We start from the raw sequence: 23651 nt of genomic DNA, 5'->3' as shown, positions 1-23651 counted from the left end.
TGATTCGTGTACCTCGGACCAAGGTTTTGCCGCCTGCTTCCTTCAGATTCCGCGTCGCCACGGACACCCTTGCACTTGGCTAGTGGTTCGCATATTCCAACGCCCACAGTGAACTTTCATCACCTAGTTGACGGACATGCCCGGCACACTAAAGAAGAAGACCACTCATCACGGAGTGGTCTTCTTCTAGCTTATTCAACTAAAGCACCCCGTTAGCCATCCATGAAGCGCAAAAATCAGCACCTCACCACAGAAAATGAAAGATGATTATGTTCTTTCATGGGAGTAGAATAAGAAGTAATTCTTATTAAAAACACCTTCCTGTTCCAACGATCAAAACGATAGCTTTCTTTTATTTTTAAGAACTGTTTTTAAAAAAAGATAGATTATTTTAAATCTCCTTATTCCACTAAAGCTGTAGCTTTGCAATAATGTTCGTTCAAAAATGCGTTAAAATCATTGAAAATACGTTAAATTGCAGACTTTTTTTCGAAAAAAGTTTAATAAAAACACAAATTCCCACTGAAATTTCACCGTCTATTTGAGTAAACTTTTTTCAAAACGATTTAACTTTATTTCAAACCCTGTTTTAAAAATTAGGATTAGTTTTTACATAAAAAATTTTAGTTAGGGTAAATTAAGTTTTGGATTGATCCAGCTATATTATTAAGTCAGAATTTTCTTGACTTGATTTAGTTGAGAGAAGTGCACCATCAAGAAGGTTAAAGGAGGAATCAAGATGCCCAGCGACGTGAGATTTTTAAGGCTTCAATGCCTAGAAACTGAAGATAATGGCAGAGATGAGATCTACATGCATTTCAACGGCAGACATATGTTTCCACAAGGCGGGGACACTGCCGACATCGAAACTGGACAGACGTTGGACCTGAACATAGTTATGCAATTCGCCGGAGAGGCAACAGTGTCTCTCTTTGATGAGGACGACATTGATGAGGACGACCACCTTGGCACCATCGTTATAAATGAGTCGGAATTAAATCAAGGAGTCCACTCTCAGACATTCAACGGAGACGATGCCAACTACATTCTGTTCTATGCAGTGGTACCCACGATAATCGGATAGCAATTGCAGAAGACCACCTATCAAGGAGTGGTCTTCTTTTTTGGGGATTATTGAACTAAGAACTGGATAGTTTAAGAAGAAACCGTAATTCTCTCCTTTTAGTTTTTAGTTTTTTACTGTTATTCCTATACATTATTAAGAAGTCAACCATGCTTAATACTCTGATTATCCAACGGCAAAGCTGACGACGTTCCGATTTATGGAATTGGAAAAAGAATCTATATTAATTTCCCTTTACATTATGTGGCTTGTATAAAGGAATGTGTTTAGCCTCAACCTAGAATTGGTTAACGCAACACACTAAAGACAATTGGAGGAATACCACATGAGTAAAGATGGATTTGTACCAAAAGATTTGCTTGAGAAACTGGCAAAAGAGGGAAATGAAGAAGCAAAGAAAACGCTTGTCCAAATGGATAATATTGAACAAAAAAAAACGAAGGCGAAAAATAGTGATGATGCTGAAAATAGCGATGATCCTGAAATATCTACTTCTGTAGCGCCACCTCAGGCCAAACGGGAGATTTATGACAGTGAAAATACGGAAGATTTTAAGAAGAAACTGGTTCGCAAGGAAGGAGATCCTCCTACTAGTGATGAAAACGTAAATTTCGCTTACGATCTTTGCGGACAAACACTAGATTATTTCAAAAATAAGCTTGGCCGAAACTCAATAGATAATGAAGGTATGGATCTGATATCCAATGTCCACTACGGTATCGATTTGAACAACGCCATGTGGGTGCCTGGAATGAAACAAATGGCCTTTGGCGATGGCGATGGCAAATTGTTTATCAATTTTACTCGAAGTATCGATGTAATTGCCCACGAAGCAGCTCACGCGGTGACGGAGTTTACTAACGAGCTCGTTTACGAGCATCAATCAGGCGCTTTGAACGAGCACTTCTCGGATGTGATAGGGAGTGCCGTGAAGCAGCATGTGAAGGGACAAACGGCTGAGACGGCAGATTGGCTAATCGGGGATGAAATTGTCGGACCGGAATTTCCAGGCAAGGCATTACGGTCGATGAAAAATCCGGGAACAGCCTCTCAATTCGATCATCAGCCTGCGCACTTTAATGATTACAAAGAGCTGCCTCTCAGTAAAGATAGAGGCGGCGTCCATCTTTATAGTGGTATACCCAATAAGGCATTTGTCCTTGTATCGTTAGAAATAGGAACGGATCAGGCGGCATTCCTGTGGTATATTGCTTTTCAAAACAAGCAGATTATTCACTCGAACGCCACATTCGAAGAAGCATTCGAAGCTATCGTGCACGCGGCGGATATGCTTACAAGTCAAGGTAAGTTGCCTCAACAAGCTGTAGATGCCGTAAAGAATGCATTTCGCGAAGTGGGTATTCCCAGCCGGATTCCAGAATCCAGATTATGAAAACGAAAAAAATATATGTCGTGCGTCATGGAGAAGCTTCAGGGAACCATCCCGAAGCTCCTCTCTCGGCTTTGGGAATGCAACAATCGATACAAGTGACGGCTTTTTTGGCTCAAGAACATGACCCTGCTGTGATTCGCGTTATATCTAGTCCTTTACTACGTGCAAAACAGACAGCCGACGAGATTTGTCGTGCTATTAATGGTGTGAGTTATAAAGCGGATGACAGGCTCAAAGAGCTTGAATTGGGCAATACGACCGATCATCCCGGGGATATTTGGAATCATTTACAGAAACTTTTCGAGCATAAAGAATTCGCATTTCGGGGTGGCGATTCGGTTTCTAAGGTGGCGAACCAAGTAAGATCATTGCTTAATGAGTTGAATGAAGGGGATGATGACAATTCTGTCATTCTAGTCACGCACCGGGTAACGATGACCCTTCTATTGTCTGAATTCGATCGAGGAATCGGATTTGAGCAGTGCAAGACCATGAACAATGTAGATGTTTATCTTGTTACAGCAGTGAATAACGGCAGTCAAGTTGAGCGAATATGGCGAATGCCGTTATCTATATGAACGTTAAACTATTTTCAGAACGATGCGATTTTAATCAGTTCAACTTTATTTCAAAAACTATGGGTGACAAAAAAGTGTTATATTTTGATGTGATAAATAAGCGAAACTACAAGGACTTGTGTATATAATAGGCACATAATTAACAAAACGAATATATAAATAAGGAAACAATTTAGACCACCCATCACGGAGTAGTCTAAATTTGCACTTTTATAAATAAGAATGGTTATTAAATTAAAACAACCGTTAGCCATCCATGTCTCGTAAAATAAACGCTACACCACAGAAAATGAAAGATTATTACGTTCTTTCATGGGAGTTGAATAAAGAAAACCTAAATTAAAAATAACATAAAAAGGCAGTTGAAAGTTCGATTCAACCGAACTTTCAACTGCCAACTCAATTATTGTTTTTTCAGTGCCTTCGAAATGCCCCTTTTTATCTGTTTTGCTCCTCTAAAACTAGAGATTAATAAGGATCAGTAGGAGGACTAACTGGAGGAGTAAGTCCTGAAAGAACAGGCGTTACTACACTACCCGCCGCAAGACGGATTTGTTGAACTTGTAGTACTTTCACAGTAAGATCCAGTACGATTTTTTCACGCAATTTGCTGAAAGTACCTTCTGGTCTTGCCATAATTGGTGAAAAATCAAGTTCAAAGAAGTTTGCAGCTACTAACTCGCCAAATGGTTGTTCATTGTATTTGACAAGATTTTGGAAGAAAGCCTTATCTAATCGAGCATCCATTTGGGTATTTTCATTAAGGAAGTTCGCTTCGGCAAACTCTGAAATTCCTAAGATTGGAGTAGGACCTCCAGCTACTTGTGGGAAAGTGAGGTCTGCAAAACCAGAAAACGGAACATCGGCAATTCTATCTCGAAGTGCCCCATTACATGCAGATGAAGCATATTCTATATTTTTACGAATATGTCCTGCTACAAATAATTTAGCTCTTGTTACCCTAAAAAAGTCAGTGCCATCAATACGTGTAAATCTAACTGGTACCAGTTTAACTTGATTCAGGAATACATTTTTTTTCACTCTTTTGATTTCAGTTGCTGCAGGACTAAGCGTAATATCTGACTCCACAACAATTTGAAGAGTTGGTTCTGCAAGAACCACCGGTATTTTAATAATTGGAGTGGAAAGCGGTGTAGCGATTACTGGAGTATTAGCGCTGTATAATGGGGTTTGTTCAGTTGATGATACAGGACAAGGAAGAGAAGGTTGGATCTGATTATCTAATTGATCACTCAAAAAAATTCCCTCATTTCTTTTAACAGTATTAGAGAGGTCTCTCTATATAGCTAGAATATGTAGCCATCAAATCTAAGCATGGACGTTTTACTAGTTCTTTTACTCATTTTTATCCTCTAGTACCTTGTCTATCATCATATCGAATAGCTTTTAAATGGCCATCTTATTTTTAAGTTTTCTAATACTTCATAATCACGTTGCAATGATTGAATAGCTAAATCCAATATAACAAATTCATGTAAAAGCTTGCGCTGTTCCCCATTAATGTACAACCTCACGCTCTTTATGAAAGATTGGAACAACTACAAACCATTATTGATAATAAATGTACGCTTTTCATTTCTTGTAAAACAGAACACTTGAAACGAATCACCAACAATCTTAATGATTTTGATACGTCTTTTCGTTACAATACCCGACTTTGATACATATATCATGTTAACTAATTGATTACGTTGCATTGCTCTAATCCCTGGATGATACCATCCTTTACAGCCTGTGCAATATGGTTTTCTGTTTCAGTTTTCTCTTTCCTATTTGTTCCACGTTAAATTCTGTTGCATAGGATCTTTAATAACTTTTAAACATATTGGTCAATATACATGATTATTTTTTCTAAATCTTAATATTTTAATAACTATATGGCCACAATTCATATGAAAATGATTTAGACAACAAATAAAACCACTCCTGTTTAGATTGTATTTTTATATAAAAATTACTCTAATGGATACTATCAAAATAATTCACATTATAATTTTTTTATATAAAATATTAACCTGCTACCATAACTTGGTTACGACCCGTTTGTTTTGCAAGATATAGTGCACGATCTGCTGCTTCAATAAGTGCTTCTGTAGTAGTAGCCATTTGTGGAAACACCGCAATCCCCCCAGATAATGTAACAGACCTACCGCAGGGACTAATTGAATTAGCTACTCTATTTCTTAAATCTTCAGCCACCTGTAATGCTTCTTCAACTGATGTATTTGGTAAAAGGATTATAAACTCTTCACCACCGTAGCGACAGCAAACATCGCCATCACGAGCGACTGCTTTCATATTTTTAGCTAAAAATTGCAATACTTTATCGCCTACTACATGACCAAACGTATCATTAACATTCTTAAAATGATCTAAATCAAGCAAAATGATGGCATGTGGCAACTTATTTTCAATCCATCCAGCTAGTATTGCATCCATCCAGCGCCGATTCGTTACGTCTGTTAATGGATCTGTTGTAGACTGATCTTTAAAATAGGAAACTTGTCCCTGTAAAAATGTTAAACTACTTATAAGAGCACTTTTCAAATAGCTAGCTTCAAAATACCAACTATTTACAGCCTTCAATCCTTCAATATTTTCCGAACCCAAGCACTTCTCTGTTATAGTTGCTAATTGATTTAATGGGCGAGCAATACGAGCTGCCGCAAAAAGTAGGATAATGATGGACAACAATATTAATGGGATTGATTTAATAGTTATATCTTTCACACGATTTAAAAAAGGTTCTAGCGCTACATCTAGCGGTTGCTGAGAGACAACTTCCCAACCAACTATAGGAACTATACTGTACCCGACTAACATCTCTTCCCCTTTAGTATTAATTATTTGCATTGACCCATTTTTTTTCAAAAAAGCTTCTTGAACAGCTTTATTTTCGATTATAAGTTCATTAATACGACTTGGATCTTGATGGTATATAATACGTCCTTCCTCGTTCACAACATAGACAAAAGAACCATCATTATAATAATGCTTACCTAAAAGTATATTTAATATACTTTGTTCTTTTAAATAGATTGTCCCGGCTACCACCCCTATATATTTACCCTCTTTTGAAAATATTGGATAAGAAACTAAAATAATCATTCGTCCTGTTACTGTTTCATAAGGTTTTGATATATAAGGCGCTTTTTTTGTAAGTGCTTCCTTTTCTTCTACAGCTGATAGAACCTCATCTTTTATCTCTACAGAAGATGGTGCCACAGAAAGTATCATACCTTCCGCATTGATCACAGCTACTGAATTGAAAGAATCATTTTGCATTTTTAATTGCTCTGTTTCCTTATATAAAGCAGCTTCATCGCTCATGACAGACTCTATATTACTTGCACTATATTCTAAAATTTGAAAGCATTCTTCTAAGTACAAATTGGCAGCAGTTGCCAGTTTTTGTGCGTACATACGATTTGATTCTAGTGAATCAACTATAATAGAATCAAAATTCATATGATAAGTAATATAAAGACCTCCAATACCTGTAAAGCAAAATGCTACCATGACTACACTCATTATTAAATACTTTAGTTTTAACCGCATTGATTTCATTCTCTATATCATTACCCCTATATATTATTTTTGACCAACACTTTCAATTAATAAACACAAACACACTTTTATTTATCTATTAAAGCATAAATCAATACTTATTTGACAGAATTACTTGTATTTTTAAAAAATAATATATTAAGAGTAATTATTCAATTACCGAAACAAAATACTCTAATCGACAGAGTGGGATCAGTGAAATTTCCATTTACAAAGGCTTAAGCATATTAGCTATTAGTTCACTACTAGTAGTATGTCGGACTTCAAGTTCGGTGCCCATCTAGAACATTTTATGAATATCAAAAACATTTTGGAGCATTTAGGGATGATTGCCAATCACTCTCGTAAAGGAAACTGTCATGATAATGGGTATTTAATTATTAGGAATGTAACACTATAGAGTGGCTTGTTATTTGTTATGATTAATACCTCTTTAATTTGTTAATACTTTTATTTGAAATGACTTAAAATCCCCATCATTTAACTGAGGTGATTAAAATAAAGAAGTCTGTAACACTGATTTTACTAATTCTATTCTGCTTACTTTTAAGTGGCTGTTGGAGTAAAAGGGAATTAAATGAACTTGCTATTGTTTTGGCTTTTGGTGTTGATAAAATAGATGACGAGTATCAAATTTCTGTTCAAATCGTAAACCCTAGTGAAACATCCAACAAACTACAATCTTCAACAGGGCGATCACCTGTTGTTACCTTTATATCAAAAGGAGAATCTATATTAGACGCAGTAAAGAATTTATCGACTGTAACCCCCAGAAAAGCCTATTTTGCCCATTTACAAATAGTTGTTATTGGTGAAGAACTAGCTAATGAAGGAATAAAAAATATACTAGACTTATTAGCTAGAAATAATGAGGTCAGGGATGACTTTAGCATTATTATTGGTCGAAATGCATACGCTAAAGATATTTTAACTGTACTTACCCCTATAGAAAAAATACCTGCATATAAATTGATACATTCTTTAAAAGTGTCCGAAAAAGATTTAGGTTCATCACTATCTGTAAATTTAAACGATTTAATGAGCTCGTTAGAAAGTGATGCAAAAAGCTCTGTTTTGTCAGTTATAGAAATAAAAGGAGATACAAAATTAGGTAAAGACAAAAAAAATGTTGAAATGATTGAAACTCCCGCACTTTTACAATATACAGGATTGGCTTTAATTAAAGAGTATAAATTAATTGGTTTTTTAGCAAAAAAAGAAAGTAAAAGTTTGAATTATTTAAAAAATAATATCAATAGTACTGTAGAAATTATATCTTGTCCAAAGAAAGGAGATCTTACTACAGTGATATCAAATGTTATAACAAAAACTAATGGAAAAATAAAGGAAGGTAAACCAACAATAACTGTTCATATTGATGTTGAACAAAAGGTTGGTGAAGTTAATTGTGAGGTTAACTTAACAGATGAAAAAACTCTTCAAATGATAAATAATAAAACAGCAAACTTAATTGAATTTAAATTAAACGAAGTATTGAATTTAATTCAAAATGATTATCAAATAGATGTATTAGAATATAGCGAAGTCTTACACCGAGCTGATCCAGAAGAATGGAAGAAATTAAAAAATCAATGGACAAAACTATTTCCGGAATTAGAGGTAAACATCAAAATCGATGTTAAAACTATAGGGTTTGGAACTATTCAAAACTGGGAGAATTAATTTGAATTCCCTCTAAATAACAAACACAAAAGACCAGGCCCCATGATTAAAGTGAGTTCTGGTCATTTATTTAGAAGGTTTGTAAGTAATTCTTCTGCCAAATTTGATTAGTTCTTTTTTTATGTCCGTGTTTTATCTTGTGGTTTTAAAAATTTTGGACGTTCACTATTACCTTTAGGAGATAGACGCACAAAGGATTTTTTAAAATCGGACCAACTCAAATCTGCTCCAATACTTAAGTAGGGAACACCGTATACCCGTAAGTTTGCTAAATAAAGTAAAATGAAGAACATTGTTATAAAAAAACCGAACAGGCCAAAAATAGCAGATCCAAGTATAATTAAAAACCTTAAAATACCTGTCCCTGCTATAAAGGATTGATTAACTAATGTAAGACCTGCAATGCTTGAAATAGCAAAAACTACAAGCGTTGAAGCAGATGTTAAGCCAACTTTAACCGCTGCATTACCAATTATTAATCCTCCTACAATACTTAGTGTCCCCACCATAATAGTTGGAAGACGAAGAGTTGCCTCATAAAACAATTCAAACATTAATAGCATTAAAAGCATTTCCAGAACGACTGGTAATATATTTCCTGTTCTCGATTCTACTAACGTCGCTAATAAATATGAAGGTAGTTGCTCTTGATGAAATGTTGTTATAGCAATCCAAAATCCCGGTAAAAATATACTAATAAAAATACCTACTAAACGCATTAATCGTTCTACAGAATTTACAATAAGGGGATACTCATAATCCTCACTTGTTTTAAAAAGTAATGTTATGTTAATTGGTACAATAATGGCATACGATACTCCATCAACTAATATAATAACTCGTCCTCTCATTAAAGCTTGCAATGCAAAGTCAGGACGACCTGTATAATCATGTTTAGGTATAATTTTCGTCCCTTTTCCCATTTCCCCCATCAATACATCTCCACTAAACACAATATCTGTGTCTATTTGTTTTAGCTCCTTCTTAATTACATTCACTATTTCTTTATCTGTTATATCATTCATATAAAGCATCGCTACTGTTGTTTTGGACCGCCTACCAATTTCAAAATTCTCTACACTAAATGAATTTGTGGGTAATCTTTTACGTATTAGAGCAATGTTGATAAAAATATCTTCAATAAAATTATCTCTCGGTCCTTTAATAACTGATTCGATTAGGGTTTCTTCAGGATTTCGATTCGGTTTTTTTGAAATATTACTTGAAAAAAGTATGTTTTCTTCTTCGAAATACATCAGTACATTTCCTGTATAAACCAATGTAATAGCGTCAGATTTTTTTTTAACTTTTTGCAGATTAGGTATATGTAAATCGTTTATTATTTTCATTTCTAATAATTCTGTAGATAAACTATATAATATAGATTGAACTCTAGTAACAACGACATCATTTAATAACTGTTCGTCAATCATTGAATCACATGTAATAAAATGTACTTTGTGTTGATAAAAGTTGTATGTTTGAAAAATCACATCAGATGAACGTTTAAAAAGATCTTTCAACGTTTTCAAGTTTTTTAATTGTTCCATTGATCGTTTCTTCTCCTATTTACCATCAGCTTGAGGTAATGCTTAAATTTAGTATTTCCCATAAATCCCTAATATTATTCAATGTGTAAGCGCAAAAAGAACTGGTTCTATATCGGGATATTTAAGAGACCACGAATGCCTTCATCTTTAATCCATCCGTTATCATAGAATCTAGTTAATATTGCTGATACAAACCTAAACCTGTTAGCTTAAGTTGTCTTATCTAAATAATTGAGTGATTCTAGCCAATCCATGAATCCTTCTTTATTAATATCATTCACTGTCTTAAGATTTAAAAACTCTACATATTTATTCATAGTGTGATTGTATGTGAGTAAAGTTTTATGTCTTAGTCCTTGTAATTGCATTTGTCGATTTACAATTTCGATAACTTGTTTGATTGAAATGGAATCAGATTTTTGTACAGCATCCTTTTGTTCTGGTTGCAAATGTTGTAATTTTGGGTTAAAAACAACATCATCCATTCTTAGTTCTTTTACCTTCCTAGACATTTAACATCTTCCTTTCATAGAAATATTAAAAGGTAATAAATTAGGGATAAAACGATTTTATTCACTACCTTGTTCTTTGCCCTAAAGACGATTAAATACATATTAAATATCTGGTTCCACTTTTCCAAATTTACTCCCACTCTCTTGCTCCGCTTAAATACCCTTCTTTCAAATAACGATAAACCTTGCTGTCATAATGTTTATAGACTATGGAACATATTTCATGATATACTAGAGCCATTGTGAAAAAAGGAGGAACTTGCATGATTCAAGTAAGTAATGTAGGTCTTCGCTATGGCGATCGTAAACTATTTGAAGACGTAAATATAAAATTCACACCTGGGAATTGCTACGGTTTAATCGGAGCTAACGGAGCTGGTAAATCAACATTCCTAAAAATTCTTTCTGGTGAAATTGAAGCGCAAGAAGGAAATGTCTCAATGGGTAAGGACGAACGTTTATCAGTCCTTAAACAAAACCACTTCGAATACGATGAATTCAATGTATTAGATACAGTGGTTATGGGGAACAAACGTCTTTGGGAAGTAAAAGCTGAAAAAGACGCAATCTATGCAAAAGAAGAATTTTCTGATGAGGATGGCATGCGTGCTGCTGAATTAGAGGGCGAATTCGCTGACCTAAATGGATGGGAAGCTGAATCAGAAGCAGCAACATTATTAAACGGCTTAGGAATTGGCGATGAGCTTCACTATATGCTAATGGCTGACTTAGAAGGTTCTGACAAAGTCAAAGTCTTATTAGCACAAGCTCTATTTGGTAAACCAGACGTTCTATTACTGGATGAGCCTACCAACCACCTTGACTTAAAAGCAATCCAATGGTTAGAAGAATTCCTAATTAACTTTGAAAATACGGTTATTGTCGTATCCCATGACCGTCACTTCTTAAACAAAGTATGTACACATATTGCTGATCTTGATTTCTCTAAAATCCAATTATACGTTGGGAACTATGACTTCTGGTATGAGTCGAGCCAATTAGCACAAAAAATGATGGCAGACCAAAACAAGAAGAAAGAAGAAAAGATTAAAGAGCTACAAGCATTCGTTGCTCGTTTCTCTGCGAACGCTTCTAAATCAAGCCAAGCGACTTCTCGTAAGAAAATGTTGGATAAAATCGAGCTTGATGACATTAAACCATCTAGCCGCAAATATCCATTCATCAACTTCCAAACTGGTCGTGAAATCGGTAATGATGTGTTAACAGTAGAAGGCCTTACAGCAAGTAATGAAGGCGAAACACTATTAAAAGATATTCGCTTCTCGATGAACAAAGACGATAAAATCATTTTACTTGGTAACCCGATGGCAAAAACGGCTCTTCTTGATATTCTAATGGAAGAAAGACAAGCAGATGCTGGTACATTCAAATGGGGCGTGACAACCTCTCAAAGCTACTTTGAGAACGATCACGATAAATACTTCGAGGGTTCAGAGAAATCATTAGTGGAATGGTTACGCCAATATTCTCCTGATGATGAAACAGAAAGTTTCTTACGCGGCTTCTTAGGTCGTATGCTATTCTCTGGTGAAGAAGTGAAAAAATCTCCTTCAGTTTTATCAGGGGGCGAAAAAGTTCGTTGTATGCTTTCTAAAATGATGCTTGCAACTGCAAACGTTATTTTACTAGATGAACCAACAAACCACCTTGACCTTGAGTCAATCCAAGCTCTTAATGAAGGCTTAATCCGCTTCAAAGGCGCGATGATCTTCACATCTCATGACCATCAGTTCATCCAAACAATTGCGAACCGTGTCATCGAAATCCGTGAAGACGGCACAATTTTAGACAAACTATTATCGTATGATGAATTCCTTGAATGGAAAGATAGCCAAGGTTTAAGCTAATCTGTTTTTCCACGCAAATAGTGAATTTTCTACATTTATAGTCTTCTCCCCCACTTTATTGGGGGAGTTTTTTATTTACAAAAATTCCTTTAACAGTGAAAAATGAACTTCCCTGAACTTTCCTGTCGTGACATGTTAACAATATATATTTAGATAAAACACAATTTTTGCATGCTAATTTTGTACAAAAAAAGCAGATACTGTACGTATCTGCCGTTTTGTTTATTTTTGCATTTCCTTTGTTGGCCCCATCACGCCTGGTACTGGTAAACCTGCCTGACGTAGGAGTACCGTCATTTGACCACGATGATGCGTTTGATGATCTACTAAAATACGCAATATTGCTCCTCGCGCAATAGGACCATCAAAGCCTTTTACTTCCTCTAGCAAATCTTCATTTGATAGCTTTGCGACTTCCTCTTTTACACTATTTGCAGCTTCTTCATATGCTGCTACAATTTCAGCGGCCGTTGCAGGTACTGGATCTTCTTGACGAAGCATTGGCACTTGTAGGCCTGCTAAATAGCCAAAATAACCGATTGCACCAGCTAAATGCCACCCTAACCAACCGAGTGTACTATGGTCTTCCACAATACTTTGATTGAGCTTTTCATCTGTCACTGCTTTTAGTACTTGAGTAGTCCCCAGTGATGCATTAGACCATTCATTTAGAAAATCCTCTACTTGACGATACATATAAACGCCCCCTATTTTTAGCTTAACTCTATCATATAAAAATCCCAACTTTCTGGCAAGTTTCTATTCTTTTCATTAGTTTACATAATACTATTATGTAAAAACAATTCTTGCTGCTACAGCAATAGATTTCAGTTAATTTTTACAGCTCTTTCATTAAGTAATCATAATCTGCCATTTAATTGTAAACTCATGTATAATGGCATAAACTTATGTTATTAGAAAGAGGTAATTTATGTTTTCCCCATTAAAAAAGGGCGATACAATTGGTATATACTCACCTTCAAAGCCCGCTTCCGTAATCGCAAAAAAACGCTATGAACGAGGTAAGGCCCGCCTGAATGCTCTTGGCTTCAACCTTGAAGAAGGTATATTGACTGGAAAGTATGATTTTTATCGCTCTGGTACACCAAAGGAACGTGCAGAAGAGCTTAATATCCTATTTCGCAATCCGAATATAAAAATGATTTTACCTACAATGGGTGGGACAAATGCCAATAGTATGCTGCCTTATCTGGATTACGAGGCGTTTCAACGACATCCTAAAATACTTGTTGGATTATCTGATGTTACTGCCATACTACTTGCCTTGTATGCCAAGACAGGTGTCCCTGTATTTTATGGTCCATCTGTTGCTTCAACTTTCGGCGAATTTCCACCTTTGGTTCATTATACAGAGCAATATTTTAAAGAACTTTTTATAGATACTCTAACTTTCCCATATGAAATGCCAATTCCGCCTATTTGGTCAGATGATCGCATAAATTGGCTAGAAAAAACAACTGAAAAAACGCAACATCATAATACTTGGATGACTGTCGAGCATGGAGTAGCTGAAGGTCGATTGATTGGTGGGAATGTCAATACAATGTACGGATTTATTGGAACACCATACTTCCCTCAAATCGAAGAAGGAGATATTTTACTGTTAGAAGACACATCGAAAACAATCGCAGTTGTGGAGAAAAACTTTGCTATGCTAAAAATGCATGGCTTTTTTGACAAGGCTTCAGCCATCATCTTAGGCAAACATGAGCAATACGATGATTTAGATACGGGCCGACAGCCATATGATGTGTTAATCGAACAGCTCGATGGACACTCAATACCGATTTTAGCTGATGTAGACTGTTGTCATACGCATCCACTTCATGCGATGCCACTTGGCTTACGTGTGCGTGTCGACACAACAAATAAACGCATTACCTTTATGGAGAACTGGTTTTCATAATATTCGTATAACAAAGGAACTTCGCGTATACTGAAAGAAAAATAGCAGAAGGAGCTTGCTGATGAGAAATCTCTTATTTGTACTCTCTCTCACCATATTATTCGTTGGTTGTACGACAAATAAAGTAACGGAACAGCAAGTTAACTCTTCAAAACCTACTACTACGGAGGAGGTATCTAAGATTGAAAACCCAACCGAACAGAGACCAGACGAAAATCTTGCCTCCTTTTTTCCACCAGATGGTTCGACTGCTTATTTTGTAGGTGAAGGCAATGAATTTGCTAGCTTTTCCCTTCAAACGACCTTTATTGATGACACACATATCGCACAAATAGAAGATAATGGCGGTGTAACGATTTTAAAGGTCTATCGACTAACAGATTCTGCGATTGTGCTCGTCTCTAAAGAAGCCGTTGACAGTACCCCATTAATTCCAACAGCACAAGAAGCGGCTTCGTTTTCCATCATCGAACCTATTTTACAGCAGCCTTTTGAAGTCGGTAACAGCTTTGCTGGTTGGACCATTCAATCGACTACTGCTACAGTAGATACTGGAACAACCGTCTATCACGATGTTATTCAGCTGACACGATCAGAAGATACGATGACGACACAAAAATATTTCGCAAAAGGGATTGGGCTCATCCGTATAGAGGATACGATGAAAACAGATAACGAAAAGCCATTTGTTGTTACATCGACACTTCAAACAATTGAATAAAATGCTCCACAGGCGTCCGGCTTGGACGTCTTTCGTTTTGGGATAAGGAGGTACCTAATATGAGTGATTTACATAAGTCTTCAACAGAGGAAGAATTAACAGAAGAGGAATTTATCGAACTCGTGCTTGCAGAGCAGCAAAAGGCATTAGCGGAAGAACGTCAACAGCGCCTGCAAGGCAAAAAGCCAAAGAAGCAAAAGCCTATTGTGAAATGGATTGTATGGAGTATGGCGTTTGTCTTATTTTTTAATACTTTTGCGCTCCTTTTCCAAATTTACTCAATTCCAGCTATTGACTTTATAAAAGTATCTACAAAATTATCTGCACAGGAAGATATCCAAACATATAAAAAGGCTGTTGTAGAGATATCTACCGGCAATAGCAAAGGTACAGGTTTTGCCATTTCCTCCGATGGACTTATTGTAACAAACGCCCATGTTGTTGAGGATGCCCTGACATTGTCTGTTGTATTTCCAGAAGAAGGTCTAATGGAAGCGCAGTTATTGCAAAGCTTCCCAGATGTCGATTTAGCATTGTTGCAAGTTACTGCTGACAACCTACCATCGTTATCTCTCGCTGAGGAACCTAATTATGCAAAGGATGAGCATGTGTATTTCATTGGAAATCCACTTGCCTTTACGGGCATCGCCAATGAAGGTACTTTACTTGAACCAACTTTACTAGAGGATTGGCAGGAACCCGTTATGATGATGCAAGCACCTGTTTACAAAGGCAATAGTGGTAGCCCTGTACTTAATGCGGATGGTGAGGTAATCGGGGTCATTTTTGCAACCATGAAACAGGAACCATTTGGTCGAGTTGGCTTGTTTGTACCAGTTCAAGTGTTACAGAACTTATTAAAATCACATACTTTTGACTAGCTTATTAGGGTGGGGTTTTGTTGAGAAAGTAAATATTGATGAACTTTTCATCTTTGATAAACAAAGCTATTGCGGTTCATAGTTTTTCTAATTTTTGGTCAATCCACGTACAATAATCCATAAGGAGTGATGTTTGAATGTTCGCACAGATGAAAAAAGTGGAGTTCGATTCCTTTTCTGATTTAGCCCTGTTCAATGCCTGTTTTAAACCGCTCATACTGGATTATAAAAGTAGGATGGTAAAAGACAATAGTTCCATGGTCAAAGAGCTTTTTTATAGAGACTTAACCCCTGGCCAAAAAGCGTTGTTTGTTTTTCATGTGTATTATAATCATGCACTTGAATCGCAGGAAGAATTCTATTGGTGGAGTGCTTTTTATTTGGCTCAACCTAAAATTTGGTCGGCAATCACAACTGGATTAAAGTATTTAGGAAATGAGCATATGTATCAACTTCTGGAAGAAACTGAAATCATTTTTAGAAGTCATAATTATCCTGATACTTTAGAGAAGTTTACTGTAACAAGAGAAAACCTTGGAAGTAATTGTGAACTTACTGTTGCTATTCATTCCTTATATATGAATTTTAACAAAATTGCTCCTCAAACGATTAAGGGAATAAGTAAATTTATCCGTCACAATCCTGAAATGTTCCTAAAAATCGAGGACTAATTTCTCGCACTACTTTTTGCCTTGCTGTTAAGCGTAATGCTATCATTACGTACAATGAAAAAATTTTATAGATAAATTAGAATAACCCCGTTCTTAGATCACAACGGGGTTATACTTGTTTGAGATGTAAATAGTCATTCACCTGATGGCTACTCTGTACACTATTCGATTAATCGTCTGTTGGTTTACATAATAATATTATTTTTTATCATCTTTACTTTCATGTCGTACATATTGTGTAAACATCGATTTTACGGGGATCTTACTAACGATTTGATCACTTGTTTCCGCAATTTTTTGTAATACATCTAAGAGCTTCTCATCCCCAGTCCAATGTTTCTCAATCACTTCAGGTCCCAATTTATTGATAATCGTATTGACAACAAAAGTCGTTAATACGATATCGTCCATAAAACCACCAAATCCGAGGACACCCTCCGGTAAAAAATCCATCGGGAATATAAAATAAGCGATCGTTGCCCCAATCAATGAACGGCTTTTTGTATCAATCGCAGGGTCCATTAATGTTTTTATTAATAAATGAAACAAATCAGGCACAAACATCAGATAGTCTGCAAATTTATTTTTCCTGCCAGTTTTAGATTCAAGGAATGTGACTAGTTTAGTACGCAGCTTTTTGTAAAAATCTCGCTGTTCTTTTTCATTCGGTATTTTTTGGAACGCATCCATCTAATCTTCCTCCTTTTGCTCTCTATACCTATTACCAAAAAAACAAAAATATAATCCTTTTGTGTTGAAAGTATGCAAAAAAAAGGCACCCTATGTAAATAGGATGCCTTAATGTAACGAAAGTATTTTAATTACTGAGAATTAAAGTTTAGTTACGTTAGCAGCTTGTGGTCCGCGGTTGCCATCTACAACTTCGAATTCCACTTTTTGACCTTCGTCAAGAGTTTTGAAACCATCGCCTTGGATAGCTGAGAAGTGTACGAATACGTCGTTTTCGCCTTCAACTTCGATGAATCCAAAACCTTTTTCTGAGTTAAACCATTTTACTGTACCTTGTTTCATTTAAAAAACCTCCAAAAAATAAAAGTGAACAATATGTAATTTCTTCAGGAAATGAAAAAATTCACATATTACAAAGAGTACCGAACTAACGCGATCACTTTTTGTAATATGTGAATCCATGTTTCCGGTGAAGCAATTAAATTGTTAACTTAAGTATAACCAGATTTCATAATTTTGTCAAATAAAGAAAAAGATTTTTTATTTAATTCGCAATTTTCCGTTTAACTCTGTGGTTTCGACTGCGATGATACCATGATAAACTTGTGTATCATCATCACAAGCTTCACAATAAAAGCTTTCATCCTCTGACCAAAAAGCCCAGTACTTACCTTCTTTGCTCGCCTCGTGCTCATATACTGGCCGAAAGCTATTTAATTTTTCCTGAAGCGCTTTCTCAAACTGCTCTTTCGTCTCAAATGATTCTATTGTTTGAATAAAAGCTTCCCAGCCCTCAAATTTCCACCAAGGCTCATAATCAGCTTTCATGTAAAATATTGTATACATATTTGCCCCATTCCTTGCTGTCATAAGATATTCTCATTTTAGCAAACGCACATGAAATGTCTATTAAAACACCCTGAAATATGCTACTATTACCTTATTATTCATTATTTTTGGGAGGAATTTTTTATGTTTTCAAGTATTCGACCTAAGGCAGAGCTCGAAGAATTATTTAAGCGCGGTACAAATTTAAGCGCAACAGGCCGTTTCAATAAAACTTTGGCGTTTAATTATTTTAATTCACAGGATGAAGTGAATTTAAAGACCCTCTACGCCAAACTAAAAGATATCACACCTTCTATGAATGAAATTTTTAATATTTATTTAAGGGAAATCTCTCCTTCCTCTCAGCAAACGATCAGTGAAGAAAATATAAATCGATACTTGACTCAATTTTTCTTAGCCACTCGTGATGATGAATATGTGGATGAAACCGTAAAATTTTTCAATCTATTTAGAAAAAACCAATTCGAGCCTGGCAAATTAATTGTCGTATTTAATCAATTCGCCTTCTATATCACTACATACATTTTACATAACTTTGGTTTAAAGCCAAACAAAGCATTTGGATACATGAAGTCTTTCCAATCAGCTGTCAATGTTGACCAAGAATTACTCTTTGAAGTATTAACAGAGCGGATTATTGAAAATGTAGTGGCAGAGGTTTCTTCTTTAATGGATGTCAATGCTAAAATAATGTATATGAAGGATTTAGTATTCAGTTTAGATAAACAAAATGAAGAAATACAGTCATCTACAGCAGCGACAGAAGAGATTGCGGCCTCCATCAATGAGGTTGCGCGTATGTCTTCACGCATTTCTGAGAAAACAACTGATTCTGTTGATCATGCTATTAAAGGAAAGAATGCTATAGAACATGCGTTAACTGAAATCTTCAAAACCGAAGAAACATTTACTACTATTGTTGACTCCTTTACGGAATTACAAAAGCGCGTCAATGATATTGAGCATGTAGTAACTTTGATTAACCAAATAGCAGATCAAACAAACTTGTTAGCGTTAAATGCATCCATAGAAGCTGCCCGTGCTGGTGAGCATGGTAAAGGCTTTGCAGTAGTAGCACAAGAAGTTCGCAAGCTTGCTGAAGGCACGGTGTCTGCACTTAGTGAAGTATCGACAAATGTGCATCATCTTAAGAGTTACTCGAATGATGTATCTAAATCCATAACCGAAACGACCTCTATTATAAAAGAGGCAACCGTTGAAGCAAAAGAATCTTTACCGTTATTAAATGCAATTGTTAGTGCAATTGAAGGTATCAATCTTGACGTAACAAATACTGCAGCTATTTCTCAAGAGCAGGCTGCGGCAATTGACGAAGTATCTTCGAGAATGATCGAAATTTCTAGTCTTCAGGATGATATTCGCGACTACAGTCAAAATACGTCAAGCGATATTCACTTGTTAGGTAAAGAGATTAACCGCTTCCGCAATGACATTATTTCAAACAATAATGTACAACTCTCTTCTATTGCCCTATTACAATTATCAAAGGCTGATCATATTTTATGGAAATGGCGTATATACAATATGTTCCTCGGCTTAGAAAATGTACGACCAAATGATGTTTCCTCACATAAAGATTGTCGCCTCGGTAAATGGTATATAGCTAAACGTACAGTAGATCGTTTCGGACACTTACAGGATTATCGTGATTTAGATGCCTATCACGCTCGCGTACATGAATCAGCGAAGCTTGCGGCTGAAGCACATGGAGCGGGTAATATTCAAAAGGCTGAAGTCCATTTAGAAGAAGTAAATCAGGCTTCAGAGCGAGTTCTATACTATATTAATAACTTAATTGCTTATTTAGAAAAAGAACGTGTCTTGCAGTAAGTCAGGGGGAGGCTTCTCCCCGCTTAAATAAGTAGGAGGTTTTAGCGTGAATAAACGAGCGCTGATTAAATTTTTCGGTGATGTGTATGGAACAGGCTATCGCTTTTTCATTAAACAAAAAGCGATTGAGCTTGGCTTGAAGGGATATTGTAAATTAAATGATCTGGATCAAATTGAGGTTGAGGTAGAAGGCTCGAAAAAGGCCATTGATGAATTCCTCATTTTTGTTCAAAAGGGCGTTAGCCTTCAGGCAGATTCCAATTCATTTGCCTTAGAAGTTTATGATGATTTAAAAGGCTATATACGTATGGAGTCAGACATTGTTTAGTCTGGCTCTTTTCTTTTTAGTGTTGTTTTATCAAGCATTTCAGCCATTTTCATAGTTGAATGAACACGATTTATCTAAAATGACGTTGCTGGGTGCAAGTTTAGTTAGGATTGGGGTTAATTCCCCAATCCTTTTTATTTTGCCTACCACACAAAAACACGCTTCTAGCTAGAACATCGGTCGAAAGTTGGGCACATCTTTTCACTCCGTTATTTTCCCGGATGAGATTTCGTGGTTTAAAATTGAGCTGCCAAATACATCTGCTTAATTCTCAGTAGATCTCCCCAAAATTTGGAACACCTTTTACAATTCGATTTTTCAAAGGAACATTTCAGCCCTAACTTTCCGGGAGTGAACTTTTTGACAGTCCAATTTCCGACCATATCTCCTCAAATTTGAGAAAGCCTGCCGAAAAGTTGAATACCTTCTTAGAACTATTCATTAATAAACAACCACTCGACACTTTTTAGAAGTATTTGGTTAAGGTAAAGCGTACAAGAAATATAATTCTGTTTGCATATAGTATCAATAAATGCCAGAAAGGGAGTCAAGTATGTGGGAAAAAACATAAATAATTTTTTAAGGTTCAAGTTTAAATCAAATCCAAGTTGTCGTTGTCATTGTTGTGGTTTTTGTTGTCCTTGTCGTTGTAAGCCACCATTTATACCTGTGCCACCAACTCCACCTTGTCATTTTTTAGTGTACGTTACAGACGCTGGTCAGTTAGCTACTCCTGATAATAGAGTATCAGTGATTGATACAGCGACAAATACTATTGTCGCTACCATTCCAGTAGGATCTGCTCCTCTAGAAGTAGCGATTTCACCAAATGGAGCATTAGGTTATGTTCCAGCTTTCTTCTCGAATAATGTAACGGTTTTTGATACTGCAACAAATACGGTAGTCGCGACCATTCCGGTAGGAGTTAATCCTCTTGGTGTAGCGGTTTCACCAAATGGCACACTTGCTTATGTATCAAATCACGGATCTAACACTGTATCTGTCATAGATACAGCAACAAATACCGTAACCGCTACTATTCCAGTAGGGCTCCAGCCTCAAGGCATAGCTTTTACTCCGAATGGTGCGTTTGCCTACGTTGCAAATGAAAATTCAGGTACAGTATCAGTAATAAATACCGCTACAAATACCGTGGTTGCAACAATCCCTGTTGGAATTCGCCCAAGATCAATCGTTTTCACACCGAGCGGACAATTTGCTTACGTTACAAATGAAAATAGTAACAATGTATCTGTAATTGAAGCAGCTACAAATACGGTAGTTGCTACAATCCCTGTTGGAACAGGACCTGTTGGAACAGCAATTACACCAAATGGAAATCTTGTTTACATTGTAAATAAAGGTAGTAATACTGTATCTGTCATAAGTACAGCAACAAATACTGTGATTGCTACAATCCCTGTAGGGTTATCTCCTGACCAAGTAACCATCTTGCCGGATGGAACACTTGCTTATGTCACAAATCAACTTGACAATACTGTGTCTGTCATAGATATAGCAACAAATACAGTAATCGATACAATTCCAGGATTTAACGGTCCTACTGGTATAAAAACCGGGACAATCTGCCTGACTTCATAATCCAGAGTCCTTGGGCTCGAGGGTATCAAACAATAAAAAACAGGCACCTTCAGATTCGGTATAATGGTAGCGACCAAACAACCAAAACAGAACGGAATGAATGCCTCATGACTAATGTAAAACAAATAAGTCTGTTTGACATCCATGCGTTATATTTAACGGAAAGTTCGCATCGCTTTGATGCGATTTTTAGAATTTCAGCACATTAGACATTCAGCCAATCTTCCACTTATTCTCCAAGAAGACGTTTAAAGGCGCGCCACCCTACCGGAAAACTGGTTCGCATTGAACTTTCAAATTTTAGAAAGGCACCAGACACTCACTGTTGCTTTGTCATCCATAGATGATGAGTTAATATCTTCTTACAATTTTAAATGGCTAAATAGTAAAACCACTCGTCACGGAGTGGTCTTTTTCGTTAATTAAGATAAATTTATTCCCCTATTATTTATCAATAAAACCAAAAATTTCATTGATAATTTCTGTTTGATCTTTTCCTAACGTCATTAAATGTTTCGATTGTTTAAACCCTTTAATCAGTTTTTCGCTTGAATTGACATTTTTATAAATGGTATAAGCACTTATAGAATACAATTTATCGTCTTGTATTCCGTAAAATATGGCACTCGGGATTGTAATTTTGTCAAGGCCTTGAATCGTAGACCTAATAAATTCTTGAAACTCAATTAACGAATCTAAAGGCATTTGATGAAACACTTCAAGTTCATGAGAAATTTGGAGAGCAGACTTTTCTTCTATTTTTTTGTAATTGTTGGCGTAGTCAATTATTCTTTTTTTGAGTCGCTCTGGATCCCTATCAATCGGTACTGATAATACAATCACATGCTCTATTTTTTTAAACTGCGCAAGTCTCAATGCGAAAATACCACCGATAGACAAACCTATGACAGTAATTTTTTGGAATCCTTCATTTTTTAAAAATTGATATGCTTTAATCACATCTTGCCACCAGTCATTGACATTGTATTGTAATAACTGTTCTGGCGTTTGCCCATGACCACTATACAGAGGTGCATAGCATGTGTAACCTTTTTTGTTTAGTTCAGTTGCTACCTTCTTCATGTCTCTAGTATGGCTAGTAAACGAATGCAAAAGTAATACAGCATGATTATCACCTTTTAAGTAAATCTCTGTAGCAGGAAGTATCTTTATCACAAAACCAAAACCTTTCTTCATTAATACTGATTCTTAGTATAAAGATACTTTACCAAAGTAGCCAATTATCTACATTACTTAGTCTATTATTAAAAGATTCCTGCATACTATTACACACATTCTTCTTTATTTTTTTGAAAAGATACTTGAAATAATGTGCAGTACTGCAGCAATCAGTATAGCAATAACGTGAATTGTCATGAACATATTAAAAAAAGGAAAGGAATAAGGGGTAATCCATTCAGTAAAGAGCTTCGAGTCCAAAATCCACCTTCCCATCCGGGCAAATAATTTATCACTATCGTTCATGTTTGGCTCCAGGAAAGTGCCATCAATGGCGATAAAGATCAATTGAACAATTAAAAATATACCAAGAGTGATTATCCAGCGTTTTGCTAGATTAATATTATGCGTTTTTTCCTTGCCAATCATTTGCACACTTCTCCTCTCATGCTTCATCATTTTGGGTAATGACTAAATTCAATCCTTCTATAGCGTATAAGTGTAGTGGTGTTACCCTATCATTAGTTGTCATGAAGACCGATTTATATATAATTACCACAAACCTTATATAATGTATATATACTATAATTACATCATATACATTACTCAAAATATCGTGCAACCATTTTTATGTAAAATTCTCAATCTGTTGATGAAAACGAAATAAAAGAATATGCAAGAAATATCACCAGCGGA

22 protein-coding genes and 1 pseudogene are annotated in these 23651 nt (G+C 35.9%); 12 read left to right on the top strand and 11 right to left on the bottom strand.

What is annotated here, in order from left to right:
• The first annotated feature begins 739 nt into the window (after nt 1-739).
• The 3 genes from ACQKII_RS04520 (at nt 740) to ACQKII_RS04510 (ending at nt 3055) form a co-directional block, all read left to right on the top strand.
• Nucleotides 740-1084: a hypothetical protein gene (locus ACQKII_RS04520; RefSeq protein ID WP_427456733.1), complete on the top strand. Its 345-nt coding sequence runs from the start codon at nt 740-742 to the stop codon at nt 1082-1084.
• A 325-nt stretch (nt 1085-1409) separates the two neighbouring features.
• Nucleotides 1410-2477 carry a M4 family metallopeptidase gene (locus ACQKII_RS04515; protein ID WP_427456731.1) on the top strand — a complete coding sequence of 356 codons (1068 nt, stop codon included), beginning with the start codon at nt 1410-1412 and terminating at the stop codon, nt 2475-2477.
• A complete protein-coding gene (locus ACQKII_RS04510) occupies nt 2474-3055 on the top strand; it encodes a histidine phosphatase family protein (protein ID WP_427456729.1) in 582 nt (193 codons plus the stop codon). Before ACQKII_RS04515 ends, ACQKII_RS04510 begins: the two co-directional genes overlap by 4 nt.
• Nucleotides 3056-3523: 468 nt before the next feature.
• On the opposite strand, the gene ACQKII_RS04505 is transcribed toward ACQKII_RS04510, so the two are convergent.
• From ACQKII_RS04505 to ACQKII_RS04495, 3 genes are all read right to left on the bottom strand, one after another.
• Entirely contained in the window at nt 3524-4312 is a 789-nt protein-coding gene (locus ACQKII_RS04505) for a CsxC family protein (RefSeq protein WP_427456727.1), read from the bottom strand.
• Between the two features lie 302 nt (nt 4313-4614).
• A complete protein-coding gene (locus tag ACQKII_RS04500; protein ID WP_427456725.1) occupies nt 4615-4773 on the bottom strand; it encodes a transcriptional regulator in 159 nt (52 codons plus the stop codon).
• Between the two features lie 313 nt (nt 4774-5086).
• On the bottom strand, nt 5087-6643 hold the full coding sequence (locus ACQKII_RS04495; RefSeq protein ID WP_427456723.1) for a sensor domain-containing diguanylate cyclase: 1557 nt from the start codon (nt 6641-6643) through the stop codon (nt 5087-5089).
• 489 nt (nt 6644-7132) lie between these two features.
• Between ACQKII_RS04495 and ACQKII_RS04490 the strand changes: the two genes are divergently transcribed.
• Nucleotides 7133-8326 (top strand): Ger(x)C family spore germination protein, encoded by a 1194-nt coding sequence (locus ACQKII_RS04490; protein WP_427456721.1) that lies wholly within the window; start codon nt 7133-7135, stop codon nt 8324-8326.
• A gap of 119 nt (nt 8327-8445) precedes the next feature.
• Here the strand turns inward: ACQKII_RS04490 and ACQKII_RS04485 are convergent, their stop codons facing one another.
• Together ACQKII_RS04485 and ACQKII_RS04480 are read right to left on the bottom strand one after the other, a co-directional pair.
• Nucleotides 8446-9876 carry a spore germination protein gene (locus ACQKII_RS04485; protein WP_427456719.1) on the bottom strand — a complete coding sequence of 477 codons (1431 nt, stop codon included), beginning with the start codon at nt 9874-9876 and terminating at the stop codon, nt 8446-8448.
• A 209-nt stretch (nt 9877-10085) separates the two neighbouring features.
• Nucleotides 10086-10388 (bottom strand): hypothetical protein, encoded by a 303-nt coding sequence (locus tag ACQKII_RS04480; protein ID WP_427456717.1) that lies wholly within the window; start codon nt 10386-10388, stop codon nt 10086-10088.
• A 263-nt stretch (nt 10389-10651) separates the two neighbouring features.
• Between ACQKII_RS04480 and ACQKII_RS04475 the strand changes: the two genes are divergently transcribed.
• Nucleotides 10652-12256, top strand: coding sequence for an ABC-F family ATP-binding cassette domain-containing protein (locus ACQKII_RS04475; RefSeq protein ID WP_427456715.1), 1605 nt, complete (start codon nt 10652-10654; stop codon nt 12254-12256).
• A gap of 222 nt (nt 12257-12478) precedes the next feature.
• Here the strand turns inward: ACQKII_RS04475 and ACQKII_RS04470 are convergent, their stop codons facing one another.
• A complete protein-coding gene (locus tag ACQKII_RS04470; RefSeq protein ID WP_427456713.1) occupies nt 12479-12952 on the bottom strand; it encodes a DinB family protein in 474 nt (157 codons plus the stop codon).
• Between the two features lie 235 nt (nt 12953-13187).
• Here ACQKII_RS04470 and ACQKII_RS04465 point away from each other — a divergent pair, with 235 nt between their 5' ends.
• The 4 genes from ACQKII_RS04465 to ACQKII_RS04450 all read left to right on the top strand — a co-directional run bounded on the left by ACQKII_RS04465 (nt 13188) and on the right by ACQKII_RS04450 (nt 16456).
• On the top strand, nt 13188-14183 hold the full coding sequence (locus ACQKII_RS04465; RefSeq protein ID WP_427456711.1) for a S66 family peptidase: 996 nt from the start codon (nt 13188-13190) through the stop codon (nt 14181-14183).
• Between the two features lie 61 nt (nt 14184-14244).
• Entirely contained in the window at nt 14245-14904 is a 660-nt protein-coding gene (locus tag ACQKII_RS04460) for a hypothetical protein (protein WP_427456709.1), read from the top strand.
• A 59-nt stretch (nt 14905-14963) separates the two neighbouring features.
• The gene (locus ACQKII_RS04455; RefSeq protein WP_427456707.1) at nt 14964-15785 is read left to right on the top strand and encodes a S1 family peptidase; all 822 of its coding nucleotides are present in this window, start codon (nt 14964-14966) and stop codon (nt 15783-15785) included.
• A gap of 137 nt (nt 15786-15922) precedes the next feature.
• On the top strand, nt 15923-16456 hold the full coding sequence (locus tag ACQKII_RS04450; RefSeq protein WP_427456705.1) for a hypothetical protein: 534 nt from the start codon (nt 15923-15925) through the stop codon (nt 16454-16456).
• 198 nt (nt 16457-16654) lie between these two features.
• Here ACQKII_RS04450 and ACQKII_RS04445 read toward each other — a convergent pair whose 3' ends face one another.
• From ACQKII_RS04445 to ACQKII_RS04435, 3 genes are all read right to left on the bottom strand, one after another.
• Entirely contained in the window at nt 16655-17146 is a 492-nt protein-coding gene (locus tag ACQKII_RS04445; protein ID WP_427456703.1) for a YkvA family protein, read from the bottom strand.
• A 141-nt stretch (nt 17147-17287) separates the two neighbouring features.
• Nucleotides 17288-17488, bottom strand: coding sequence for a cold-shock protein (locus ACQKII_RS04440; protein ID WP_143998686.1), 201 nt, complete (start codon nt 17486-17488; stop codon nt 17288-17290).
• Between the two features lie 198 nt (nt 17489-17686).
• Complete coding sequence (locus ACQKII_RS04435; RefSeq protein WP_427456700.1) at nt 17687-18016, bottom strand: DUF1033 family protein; 330 nt, start codon at nt 18014-18016, stop codon at nt 17687-17689.
• Between the two features lie 102 nt (nt 18017-18118).
• On the opposite strand from ACQKII_RS04435, the gene ACQKII_RS04430 reads away from it, so the two are divergent.
• The 3 genes and pseudogenes from ACQKII_RS04430 to ACQKII_RS04420 all read left to right on the top strand — a co-directional run.
• Nucleotides 18119-19846 carry a globin-coupled sensor protein gene (locus ACQKII_RS04430; protein WP_427456698.1) on the top strand — a complete coding sequence of 576 codons (1728 nt, stop codon included), beginning with the start codon at nt 18119-18121 and terminating at the stop codon, nt 19844-19846.
• Nucleotides 19847-19892: 46 nt separating this feature from the next.
• Complete coding sequence (locus ACQKII_RS04425; protein ID WP_143998683.1) at nt 19893-20174, top strand: acylphosphatase; 282 nt, start codon at nt 19893-19895, stop codon at nt 20172-20174.
• Nucleotides 20175-20840: 666 nt separating this feature from the next.
• Nucleotides 20841-21776, top strand: a pseudogene (locus tag ACQKII_RS04420) (beta-propeller fold lactonase family protein); the annotation flags it as partial.
• Between the two features lie 444 nt (nt 21777-22220).
• Here ACQKII_RS04420 and ACQKII_RS04415 read toward each other — a convergent pair.
• Both ACQKII_RS04415 and ACQKII_RS04410 read right to left on the bottom strand, forming a co-directional pair.
• On the bottom strand, nt 22221-22973 hold the full coding sequence (locus ACQKII_RS04415) for an alpha/beta hydrolase (RefSeq protein WP_427456696.1): 753 nt from the start codon (nt 22971-22973) through the stop codon (nt 22221-22223).
• 105 nt (nt 22974-23078) lie between these two features.
• On the bottom strand, nt 23079-23384 hold the full coding sequence (locus ACQKII_RS04410) for a YfzA family protein (protein ID WP_427456694.1): 306 nt from the start codon (nt 23382-23384) through the stop codon (nt 23079-23081).
• Between the last annotated feature and the right edge of the window lie 267 nt (nt 23385-23651).

This window comes from Lysinibacillus sp. NPDC048646, assembly GCF_050272295.1.
Classification (GTDB): Bacteria; Bacillota; Bacilli; order Bacillales_A; family Planococcaceae; genus Lysinibacillus.
The sequence above is the reverse complement of the archived record's forward strand: the minus strand, read 5'-3'. Positions and strand labels throughout refer to the sequence as shown.

What these genes read in the sequence shown, in the direction of transcription:
- ACQKII_RS04520 (WP_427456733.1), top strand. Translation starts at nt 740, where the DNA reads ATGCCCAGCGACGTGAGATTTTTAAGGCTTCAATGCCTAGAAACTGAA.
- ACQKII_RS04515 (WP_427456731.1), top strand. Translation starts at nt 1,410, where the DNA reads ATGAGTAAAGATGGATTTGTACCAAAAGATTTGCTTGAGAAACTGGCA.
- ACQKII_RS04510 (WP_427456729.1), top strand. Translation starts at nt 2,474, where the DNA reads ATGAAAACGAAAAAAATATATGTCGTGCGTCATGGAGAAGCTTCAGGG.
- ACQKII_RS04500 (WP_427456725.1), bottom strand. Translation starts at nt 4,773, where the DNA reads ATGCAACGTAATCAATTAGTTAACATGATATATGTATCAAAGTCGGGT.
- ACQKII_RS04495 (WP_427456723.1), bottom strand. Translation starts at nt 6,643, where the DNA reads ATGAAATCAATGCGGTTAAAACTAAAGTATTTAATAATGAGTGTAGTC.
- ACQKII_RS04485 (WP_427456719.1), bottom strand. Translation starts at nt 9,876, where the DNA reads ATGGAACAATTAAAAAACTTGAAAACGTTGAAAGATCTTTTTAAACGT.
- ACQKII_RS04480 (WP_427456717.1), bottom strand. Translation starts at nt 10,388, where the DNA reads ATGTCTAGGAAGGTAAAAGAACTAAGAATGGATGATGTTGTTTTTAAC.
- ACQKII_RS04475 (WP_427456715.1), top strand. Translation starts at nt 10,652, where the DNA reads ATGATTCAAGTAAGTAATGTAGGTCTTCGCTATGGCGATCGTAAACTA.
- ACQKII_RS04470 (WP_427456713.1), bottom strand. Translation starts at nt 12,952, where the DNA reads ATGTATCGTCAAGTAGAGGATTTTCTAAATGAATGGTCTAATGCATCA.
- ACQKII_RS04465 (WP_427456711.1), top strand. Translation starts at nt 13,188, where the DNA reads ATGTTTTCCCCATTAAAAAAGGGCGATACAATTGGTATATACTCACCT.
- ACQKII_RS04460 (WP_427456709.1), top strand. Translation starts at nt 14,245, where the DNA reads ATGAGAAATCTCTTATTTGTACTCTCTCTCACCATATTATTCGTTGGT.
- ACQKII_RS04455 (WP_427456707.1), top strand. Translation starts at nt 14,964, where the DNA reads ATGAGTGATTTACATAAGTCTTCAACAGAGGAAGAATTAACAGAAGAG.
- ACQKII_RS04450 (WP_427456705.1), top strand. Translation starts at nt 15,923, where the DNA reads ATGTTCGCACAGATGAAAAAAGTGGAGTTCGATTCCTTTTCTGATTTA.
- ACQKII_RS04445 (WP_427456703.1), bottom strand. Translation starts at nt 17,146, where the DNA reads ATGGATGCGTTCCAAAAAATACCGAATGAAAAAGAACAGCGAGATTTT.
- ACQKII_RS04440 (WP_143998686.1), bottom strand. Translation starts at nt 17,488, where the DNA reads ATGAAACAAGGTACAGTAAAATGGTTTAACTCAGAAAAAGGTTTTGGA.
- ACQKII_RS04435 (WP_427456700.1), bottom strand. Translation starts at nt 18,016, where the DNA reads ATGACAGCAAGGAATGGGGCAAATATGTATACAATATTTTACATGAAA.
- ACQKII_RS04430 (WP_427456698.1), top strand. Translation starts at nt 18,119, where the DNA reads ATGTTTTCAAGTATTCGACCTAAGGCAGAGCTCGAAGAATTATTTAAG.
- ACQKII_RS04415 (WP_427456696.1), bottom strand. Translation starts at nt 22,973, where the DNA reads ATGAAGAAAGGTTTTGGTTTTGTGATAAAGATACTTCCTGCTACAGAG.
- ACQKII_RS04410 (WP_427456694.1), bottom strand. Translation starts at nt 23,384, where the DNA reads ATGATTGGCAAGGAAAAAACGCATAATATTAATCTAGCAAAACGCTGG.